Source organism: Streptomyces sp. NPDC029526 (genome assembly GCF_040637405.1).
GTDB lineage: Bacteria > Actinomycetota > Actinomycetes > Streptomycetales > Streptomycetaceae > Streptomyces.
Genome location: NZ_JBEZWE010000029.1, coordinates 19,307 through 28,500, shown reverse-complemented (window position 1 = coordinate 28,500; position 9,194 = coordinate 19,307). Strand labels below are relative to the sequence as shown.

Here is a 9,194-nt window from a genome sequence, read left to right as displayed (position 1 = left end):
ACTCCAGCGGCCCCCACCTGCACTTCGAGATCCGCACCACCCCGAACTACGGCTCCGCCGTCGACCCCGTCAAGTTCCTGCGCGCCAAGGGCGTCAAGTTCTGACCCGGTGAGCCGCACCCGCTCCGCGGGGACGGCCCGGGAGCCCGGCGGACGGCCCCGGGCCGTCCCCGCGGAGCGGCCCTCCGGCTACCCCGGGAGGGCCGGGCGGGCCGCCGACGGCGCGCGGTCCCTGTCCGGCAACAGCGGATGGCTGCCCGTGGAGGTCGGGGCGTGCTCCGGAAGCCACAGCACACCCACCGCTCCCTCCGCCGGCACACCGTCCCCGGCCCCCGCCGGGCGGACGTTGCGGAAGGTCAGCCGGGCGCCCAGCACTCGGGCCTGGCCGGCCGCGATGGTCAGCCCCAGGCCGTGTCCCCGGCCCGCCCGGTCCTTGCTGCCGGTGCGGAAGCGGCTCGGTCCCTCGGCGAGCAGGTGCTCCGGGAAGCCCGGCCCGTGGTCGCGGACCCGGACCACCCGGCCCTCCACGGTGACCTCGATCGGCGGCCTGCCGTGCCGGGCCGCGTTCGCCAGCAGGTTGAACAGCACCCGCTCCAGGCGGCGCGGGTCGGTGGTGACCTCCGACTCGTGCACCACCCGCACGGTGACGTCCGGGTCCTTGGCCGCCACCCGCCGGGCGACGAACTCGCCCAGCATGACGTCCTGCAGCTCCGCCCGCTCCGAGGCGCCGTCCAGCCGCGCCACCTCCAGGACGTCCTCCACCAGGGTGCGCATCGCCTTGGCCCGGTCCAGCACCAGCTCCGTGGGCCGGCCCGGGGGCAGCAGCTCCGCCGCGGTCAGCAGCCCGGTCACCGGAGTGCGCAGCTCGTGCGCGATGTCGGCGGTGACCCGGCGCTCGGCCTCCAGCCGCTGCCGCAGCGCGTCCGCCATGGCGTCCACGGCACTGGCCAGGTCGTCGGTCTCGTCCCGCACGACCCCGCCGATGGCCTTGCGCACCCGTACGTCCGTCTCGCCGGTGGCCACCCGGTGGGCCGCGGCGGCAGCCTTGCGCAGCCGGCGCGACAGCTGGCCCCCGATGAGCACACCGAGCGCGCTCCCGCCCAGGACGACCGCGATGGAGCCGATCAGCAGGGCCTGGTCGAGGTCCTTGAGGATGTCCGAACTGCGGTCGGTGAACCCCGAGTGCAGGGACATCACCTGGCCGTTCTTCAGCGGCACGGCCGCCCAGATGTCCGGCGTGCCGTCAGGCCGGTTGGCGACGTAGGTGGCCCGCCGGCCCTCCGCCACCTTCTGCCGCAGCTCCTGCGGCAGGTCCGGGTCGTCGATCCGGGTGTTGGGGAAGTTCAGCCGCCCGGACAGCTCGTAGTTGCGCTGCGCCACGGTGATCCGCTCGTCGGCCAGGTCGCGGGCGTTGTCGAGCATCGACACCCGGGCGGCGTTGTGCACCACCAGGCTCAGTACGACCGCGACCAGCGCCCCGACCAGCGCGATCGCCGCGCTGAGCTTCCAGCGCAGACCCGTCCGGAGGGCCGCCCGGTCCCGCAACGCGGCCGTCGGCCGCCGGAAGTACCGCCGCATGTCCCCGCTCAGGCCTTCAACTTGTAGCCGAAGCCGCGGACCGTCTCGATCCGGTCCTGACCGATCTTCGTCCGCAGCCGCTGCACGTGCACGTCCACGACCCGGGTGTCGCCGCCCCAGCCGTACTCCCACACGCGTTCCAGCAGCTTGTCGCGGGAGAGCACGGTGCCCGGCGCCGAGGAGAACTCCAGCAGCAGCCGCATCTCGGTCGGCGTCAGCGCCACCGGGTCCCCGGCCCTGCGCACCTCCATGCCCTCCGTGTCGATCTCCAGTTCGCCGAAGGCCAGCACACCGCCGTCGGCGGACTCCGTCTCCTCGCGGCCGCCGGCCCGGTCGAAGCGGCGCAGCACCGCGCGGATCCGGGCGACCAGCACGGCACCGTCGAACGGCTTGGTCACGTAGTCGTCGGCGCCCGCCTCCAGCCCCAGCACCACGTCGATGGCGTCGGCCCGCGCCGACACCATGATCACCGGCACCATCGACTCGTCCCGGATGCGCCGGCACAGGCTGACCCCGTCGAGGCCGGGCAGCATGACGTCGAGGAGCGCGATGTCGGGCCGGTCGGCCCGGAACGCCTCCAGGCCGGACAGCCCGTCGGGCATCGCGGTGACCGCGAAGCCGTCCCGCTCCAGAGCGAGCTGGGTGGCTTCGCGGATGACGTCGTCGTCCTCGACGAAGAGCACGTGGGTCTGGTCTGCCATCCCGGTTCTCTCAGCTCTCGTGTGGTGGCGGGTCGGTGCGCGCGGGTCCCCCTGGGCTGACGCGCGGACCGCGTTCCTGGTTCACCCATACATCGGCTGCGACGGTCCCGCGGTTCACTCCCGTGAGCCGCGTCTCACTCCTCGGGCACCGGTGTCGGCTCCCCGCCGGCCACCCGGCCGTAGTCGTTGTGCGTGCGGAACTCCTCGACGAACCGGTCCCCGGACCAGCGGTAGGTGATCACGTTCTCGCCGGACGGGCTCGACACCGGGTCGCCCGGGTCGTACACCTGGTTGGTCACCACCAGGTCCCCGCGGTCCAGCTCCGCGTACACCGGCGGCTCCTCGGCCGCGAAGACGTTCCGGTACGAGCCGGAACCGTCCTCCTCCCGGTACACGTACGAGCCGACCCCCACCGCGTCCCCGCACGTCAGCACGTTGACGACGATGTCGTCGGCGCTGCCGCCGGTCAGGCGTCCGTAACTCACGTCGACGGGGTACTCGTCGGCGACGCACGGCTTCAGTTCCCGCTTGACCTCCGCGGAGACCTTCGGGTCGTCCTGCACCAGCCGCACCGGGTCGACCCGGTCCTCCGGCGCCCGGGCGGGCAGCTCGGCGGTCGGCGACACGGTCGTGTACCCGCTCGCCGGGCCCTCGTCGCGGGCACCGGTGCCGCCGGTGCCGCACCCGGCCGCACCAAGGGCGAGGGCGGCGACCACGACCGTCGTCGTGCCCGCCGCCCGGGTGGTCCGGGCCGTTCTCGGCCCCGCACCGGTCAGGCCGCGCAACGCTCCCGCTCCTCACGCTCCAGCGCGCGTGCGTCCAGATCGCGTGACTCCAGCTCCTCACGGAGCCGGGCCAGCGCCCGGTGCAGCGTGCTCTTGACCGTTCCGGCCGACATGCCGAGGGCGGCGGCCGTCTCCTCCGTGGACATCTGCTCCCAGTGTCGCAGCACCACCACACTGCGCTGTTTGGGGGCGAGGATCCTCATGACGTCCATCAGCAGAGCGCGGTCGGCGTGCTGCTCGGTGGCGTCGTCGACGCCGGAGTCCGGGAGCTGATCGGTCGGCACCTCCTCCAGCCGGCGGGCGCGCCACCACTCGGTCCTGGTGTTGATCATGACGCGGCGCAGGTAGGCGTCGGCCAGCCGCTTGTCGGCGATGCCGTCCCAGCGGCCGTACGTCCGGGCGAGGGCGGTCTGCAGCAGGTCCTGGGCGTCCACCGGGTCCGGCACCAGCCGACGGGCGCTGCGCAGCAGCGCGTCCTGCCGGGTACGGACGTACTCCTCGAACTCGAGCACCTCTCCGTGCGCCATGGTGAACCGCCTCCGCTTCCCCGTCCCGGCGCGCCCCGTGCGCGCCGGCCTCACTGCCCGTGGTCCGTCGTCGTGTCCTGGTGGACCACGCGAACGAACGTACGGACGCGGTGTCACGGCACTGTGCGGAGCAGCCTGCGGACAGCCCTCGGCTGTCCGTCGGTTGTGTAACGGACGGCGAAACCGGGCGAAGCGGATGTGGGGTACGGGTCGGTTCGGCCGTATGTGTCCGCCCGGGTGCCTGTTGCGGGTCTGGGCGGAGCGGCGGGAGGGGTGACGGTGGAGCGGGGGAAGGGGGGAGGCCGGGCTGGGAGGGTGAAGGGGGAAGGGGGGAAGGCCTGAAGGGATGCGGGGTGAGGGGCCGGCGAGGTCGGGTGGGGCGGGGACACGGCGCCGGTGCGCTCGGCAGGGTCGCTCGACCGGGGTGCGCGCGGTGGCGGCGGTGCCTGGGGGTGGTGCGGGGTCGGGGGTGCCGGATGCCGATGTGCGGGGTGCGCGGTGGTGCGAGGTGATCGGTGGTGCGCCGCCGTCGGGGGAGTGCCGTCATCGTGCGGGGGCGCGTGCGGGCGTCACGCGCCCCACCGCGCGCCCCACCGCGCGCCTTCCGGACCGGGTCGGTCGGTCGGGTCAGGTGAGGGGGAGGCGGTACAGGCCGCCCGGCAGGGGTTCCACCAGGCCGTCGGCGACGAGACCGTCGAGGGCGCGGGCGCGCTGCACCGGTTCGTGCCAGACGCGGTCGAGGGCCGCCTGGGGCACGGGGGCGTGCGCCTCCCGCAGGACCGCGAGCAGTCGGCCGCGGACCTGCCGGTCCGTGCCCGCGTACGTCTGCCCGCGGCGCGGCGGACCCTCGTGCGCCGGCTTGCCCGCCAGCCGCCAGGCGCAGAGCGCGGCGATCGGACAACGGTGGCACGACTCGTTCTTCGCGGTGCACACCAGCGCGCCCAGCTCCATGGAGGCGGCGGCCCACCGCGCGGCGGTGGTCTCGTCCTCGGGCAGCAGCTCGCGGGCGAGCCGGCGTTCGGCGGCGGTCGTGGCGTTCGGCGGGTACTGCACACCGGTCACCGCGCGGGCGAAGACCCGGCGGACGTTGGTGTCCAGCACCGCGTGCCGCTGCCCGTAGGCGAACGACGCGACGGCGGCGGCGGTGTACTCGCCGATGCCGGGCAGGGCCAGCAGCTGGGCGTGGTCGGCCGGTACGTCGCCGCCGTGCCGTTCGGTTATGGCGACGGCGGCGCCGTGCAGGCGCAGGGCGCGGCGCGGGTAGCCGAGCCGGCCCCAGGCGCGGACGGCCTCGCCCGGGGCCTCCGCGGCGAGGTCGGCAGGGCGCGGCCAGCGGGCCAGCCACTGCTCGTAGACGGGCAGGACCCGGTTCACCGGGGTCTGCTGGAGCATGAACTCACTGACCATCACTCCCCAGGCGCCGGCCTCGGGGCGGCGCCAGGGCAGGTCGCGGGCGTGCTCGTCGAACCAGTCGATGACGGGGGAGTGCAGCGGCTCTCCGGGAGCGCGCTCGGACGCGGGATCGGCGGTGCCGCCGTGCGGGGGCTTCGTGGGAGCAGTCATGGCCCTTCGATCCTGCCACGGCGGGCCCCGCCTCCGGGTGGACCGCCACGGTGGTGACCGGGCGACCCCCCTCACGCTGGGTGAGGGCTTCGCGGGATCGGTCGCCCTGCGTGACCGGGCCGGTCGCGGTGGGGCGAAGGCGGGGCTGACGAGGTGGTTTCCAGGATGATGATCCGGAAAAGTTGTCGCTCCGAGCGGCGGGTGGGACCGGTGAACGCGCCGATCTCTCGTATGGTTTGCGCCGTGGGATCTTTGCGCAATCCGGTCGGGCCGCTTCCCTCCTCCATCTACTGGCGACGGAGGGCCGTACTGCTGTCCGTACTGGCCTTGTTGGCGTTGTTGATCACCTGGGTGGTCACGACGGGCGGCGGGGGCGGCAACGGCCACGACAACGGTGCCAACGGCAAGAACCCGGCGCCCTCCATCACGCCGGGACCGTCGAGTTCGGGGCCGGCGATCAGTCAGGCGCCGGGCGGCCGGGACGAGACCGGTGACGAGAACTCCGGTGGCGCGTCGTCCGGTTCGGGCGACGACGGAGCCAACGGCGACCCGGGGGACGGCGGTACGTCGGACGGCGGTGCCGGGGGCGACGCGGGCGGCGGCTCGGGGGGCGGGACGTCCGCCGGGGTGGGCGCGGGTGACGCGCTGCCGGCCGGAGGCGGGGCGGGCCTGCCCGACTGCACCGCGAGCGCGGTGAAGTTCAGCCTGCGCAGCGCCCGCAACACCTACGAGCCGGGGCAGAGGCCGACGTTCCTGCTGACCGCGCGCAACGTCTCCGGCAAGGACTGCAAGGTCGATCTCGGCCCGGAGAACGCCGTGTTGACGGTGACTCAGGCCGACGAGGACGACGCCTACTGGGTGTCGGACCACTGCCCCGAGGGCGCCCGGAGCCTGTTGTTCCGGGTGCCGGCCGGCGACAGCATCACCTACAAGGTGACGTGGGACCGCAAGCCGAGCGCCGCCGAGTGCGCCACGCCGCCGGCCGGTTCGGCGAAGGCGGGCACGTACCTGGTGGAGGCGAAGGCACCGGGCTTCGCCAAGGTGCAGACGTCGTTCGTGCTGGAACGCGACTGAGCCCTTGCCGGGGCCACGGGGTCACGGGGCCAGGGGGCCACGGGGCGCGCGGGCCGGTCGGCGGCCGACCGCGGGTGCCCGTGACGGGGTGCGGTGCGCGGTGGCCGGTCCCGGCCGGGGTGACGGGCCAGCCGACGAACGCGGTCGGCCGGCGGGGCGGCCGGGCGGAGGACACGGCCCCGTCGGCGGTGGCGGCCGGGTGCCGATGGCGGCCGGGTGGACGGGGTGCCCGGCCGGTGTGGCCGGCGACGTGGTGGCCGAAACACGGTGATGCCCGGCACAGGGTGATGCCCGGCACAGGGCGGTGACGGCGCCGCCCGGATCCCGGGGTGTCCGTGTCCCGTCGGCTGTCAGACGTACCGTTCGAGGATCGAGCTCTCGGCCAGGCGCGACAGGCCCTCACGGACGCTGCGGGCGCGGGCCTCGCCGACGCCGTCCACCGTCTGCAGGTCGTCCACGCTGGCGGCGAGCAGCTTCTGCAGGCCGCCGAAGTGCTCCACCAGGCGGTCGATGATGGCGCCGGGCAGCCGGGGCACCTTGGCCAGCAGACGGAAGCCGCGCGGGGACACCGCCGAGTCCAGCGTCTCGGGGGAGCCCGTGTAGCCGAGGGCGCGGGCCACGGTCGACAGCTCCAGCAACTCGGCGTGCGTGAGCACGTTGAGCTCGTGCAGGGCCTCGTCCACGGTGCGGGAGCGCTTGGCGGTGGGCTCGGGGACGTAGTCCCGCACAACCAGTTCGCGTTCCGGCTCCACACCCGCGATCAACTCGTCGAGCTGAAGGGCGAGGAGACGGCCGTCGGTGCCCAGTTCGACCACGTATTCGGCGATTTCGGTGGCGATGCGGCGCACCATCTCCAGTCGCTGCGCGACCGCCGAGACGTCCCGCACGGTCACCAGGTCCTCGATCTCCAGCGCGGAGAGCGTGCCCGCGACCTCGTCGAGGCGGAGCTTGTACCGCTCCAGGGTGGCCAGGGCCTGGTTGGCGCGGGACAGGATCGCCGCGGAGTCCTCCAGCACCCGGCGGTGGCCGTCGACGTAGAGGGCGATCAGCCGCATCGACTGCGACACGGAGACCACGGGGAAGCCGACCTGCTTGGAGACCCGGTCGGCGGTGCGGTGCCGGGTGCCGGTCTCCTCCGTCGGGATCGTGGGGTCCGGCACCAGCTGGACGCCGGCCCGCAGGATCTTCGTCAGGTCGGACGACAGCACGATGCCGCCGTCCAGCTTGCACAGCTCCCGCAGGCGCGTCGCCGTGAACTCGACGTCCAGGACGAAGCCGCCGCTGCACAGCGTCTCGACGGTCTTGTCCGAGCCGAGCACGATGAGCCCGCCGGTGTTGCCGCGGAGCACGCGCTCCAGTCCGTCCCGCAGGGCGGTGCCGGGTGCCACGGCGCTCAGTGAGGCGCGCATCAGGCCCTCCGAACCGGCACTCCCACCGGACTTTCCGGGAGCTGCTGCCCGGTCGTTGGCTGCCACTGCACTCCTCCGGTCGCAGGTTCCTGGGCGCCCCCGCGGTTCGTACGGACGGGCGAGACCTGGGCAAAGTCTACCGGCGGTCCTCGTCCTCCCGGGGGGCCTCTCGGCGACGGGAACGGGGAAGGACCCGCAGGGCGTCCCCTATGTCCGCGACTTCCAGAACCTTCATTCCCGAGGGGATCCGTCCCGGATCGCCCGGTACCAGAGCGTGCGTGAAGCCCAGCCGGTGGGCCTCGGCGAGCCTGCGCTGCACCCCCGTGACCCGTCGCACCTCGCCCGCCAGGCCGACCTCGCCGATCGCCACGAGGTTCTTCGGCAACGGGGTGTCGCTGGCCGCCGACGCCAGGGCCAGCGCCACGGCCAGGTCGGCGGCCGGCTCGGTGAGCTTCACCCCGCCGACCGTCGCGGAGTAGATGTCCCGCTTGCCCAAGGCGCTGATCCGGCCGCGCTGTTCCAGGACCGCCAGCATCATCGAGACGCGGGAGGTCTCCAGGCCGGAGGTGGTGCGCCGGGGGGACGGGATCTGCGAGTCGACCGTGAGCGCCTGCACTTCGGCGACCAGGGGGCGCCGGCCCTCCAGGGTGACCGTCAGACAGGTGCCGGGGACCGGTTCGTCACGGCGGGTCAGGAACAGTCCGCTCGGGTCCGCGAGGCCCGTGATGCCCTCGTCGTGCAGTTCGAAGCAGCCGACCTCGTCGGTGGTGCCGTAGCGGTTCTTGACGCCCCGGACCAGGCGCAGCCGGGCGTGCCGGTCGCCCTCGAAGTGCAGCACGACGTCCACCAGGTGCTCCAGCAGCCGGGGGCCCGCGATGGCGCCGTCCTTGGTGACGTGTCCCACCAGCAGCGTGGACATCCCGCGCTCCTTGGAGGCGCGGATCAGGGCCCCGGCCACCTCGCGGACCTGGGCCATGCCGCCGGGGGCGCCGTCGATCTCCGGGGAGGCGACCGTCTGCACGGAGTCCATGATCAGCAGGGACGGCTTCACCGCGTCCAAGTGCCCGAGCACGGCGGCCAGATCCGTCTCCGCCGCCAGGTACAGGTGGTCGTCGATCGCATGAATGCGGTCGGCGCGCAGCCTGACCTGGCTCGCCGACTCCTCGCCCGTCACGTACAGGGTCCGGTGGTCCGCGCTCGCCGACTTCGCCGCCACGTCCAGCAGCAGGGTGGACTTGCCCACACCCGGCTCACCCGCGACGAGCACCACGGCACCCGGCACCAGACCGCCGCCCAGCACCCGGTCCAGCTCCGGGACGCCGGTGGGGCGGGCGGTCGCCTGCCGCCCGTCGACCTGCCCGATGGGCAGCGCGGAGGTGGTGACCCGGCCGGGCGTCGTCGTACGGACGGCGGGGGTGCCGTACTCCTCGACCGTGCCCCAGGCCTGGCACTCCGGGCAGCGGCCGAGCCACTTGGCCGTCTGCCAGCCGCACTCGGTGCAGCGGTAGGACGGGCGGTCCTTGGTGGTCTTGGTACGGGCAGCCATGCGGAAACGGTA

The 9,194-nt window shown here is 73.9% G+C and carries 8 protein-coding genes and 1 pseudogene; 2 read left to right on the top strand and 7 right to left on the bottom strand.

Annotated elements, in window-relative coordinates; genetic code table 11:
• Positions 1–104 (top strand): annotated as a pseudogene (locus AB0F01_RS30265) (M23 family peptidase); the annotation flags it as partial.
• An 84-nt stretch (positions 105–188) separates the two neighbouring features.
• Here AB0F01_RS30265 and cseC read toward each other — a convergent pair.
• From cseC to AB0F01_RS30240, 5 genes are all read right to left on the bottom strand, one after another.
• Complete coding sequence (gene cseC, locus AB0F01_RS30260; RefSeq protein ID WP_362102350.1) at positions 189–1,577, bottom strand: two-component system sensor histidine kinase CseC; 1,389 nt, start codon at positions 1,575–1,577, stop codon at positions 189–191.
• A gap of 8 nt (positions 1,578–1,585) precedes the next feature.
• Positions 1,586–2,278 (bottom strand): two-component system response regulator CseB, encoded by a 693-nt coding sequence (gene cseB, locus AB0F01_RS30255; RefSeq protein ID WP_362102347.1) that lies wholly within the window; start codon positions 2,276–2,278, stop codon positions 1,586–1,588.
• Between the two features lie 134 nt (positions 2,279–2,412).
• Positions 2,413–3,063 (bottom strand): hypothetical protein, encoded by a 651-nt coding sequence (locus AB0F01_RS30250; protein ID WP_362102344.1) that lies wholly within the window; start codon positions 3,061–3,063, stop codon positions 2,413–2,415.
• Positions 3,051–3,590, bottom strand: a complete 540-nt coding sequence (locus AB0F01_RS30245; RefSeq protein ID WP_362102341.1) for a SigE family RNA polymerase sigma factor — start codon at positions 3,588–3,590, stop codon at positions 3,051–3,053. Before AB0F01_RS30245 ends, AB0F01_RS30250 begins: the two co-directional genes overlap by 13 nt.
• 627 nt (positions 3,591–4,217) lie before the next feature.
• On the bottom strand, positions 4,218–5,153 hold the full coding sequence (locus tag AB0F01_RS30240; protein ID WP_362102338.1) for an A/G-specific adenine glycosylase: 936 nt from the start codon (positions 5,151–5,153) through the stop codon (positions 4,218–4,220).
• A 243-nt stretch (positions 5,154–5,396) separates the two neighbouring features.
• Between AB0F01_RS30240 and AB0F01_RS30235 the strand changes: the two genes are divergently transcribed.
• Positions 5,397–6,227, top strand: a complete 831-nt coding sequence (locus tag AB0F01_RS30235; protein WP_362102335.1) for a hypothetical protein — start codon at positions 5,397–5,399, stop codon at positions 6,225–6,227.
• 350 nt (positions 6,228–6,577) lie between these two features.
• Here AB0F01_RS30235 and disA read toward each other — a convergent pair whose 3' ends face one another.
• Both disA and radA read right to left on the bottom strand, forming a co-directional pair.
• On the bottom strand, positions 6,578–7,702 hold the full coding sequence (disA, locus tag AB0F01_RS30230) for a DNA integrity scanning diadenylate cyclase DisA (RefSeq protein ID WP_362102332.1): 1,125 nt from the start codon (positions 7,700–7,702) through the stop codon (positions 6,578–6,580).
• A 70-nt stretch (positions 7,703–7,772) separates the two neighbouring features.
• The gene (gene radA, locus AB0F01_RS30225) at positions 7,773–9,182 is read right to left on the bottom strand and encodes a DNA repair protein RadA (protein ID WP_362102329.1); all 1,410 of its coding nucleotides are present in this window, start codon (positions 9,180–9,182) and stop codon (positions 7,773–7,775) included.
• Positions 9,183–9,194: the final 12 nt, after the last annotated feature.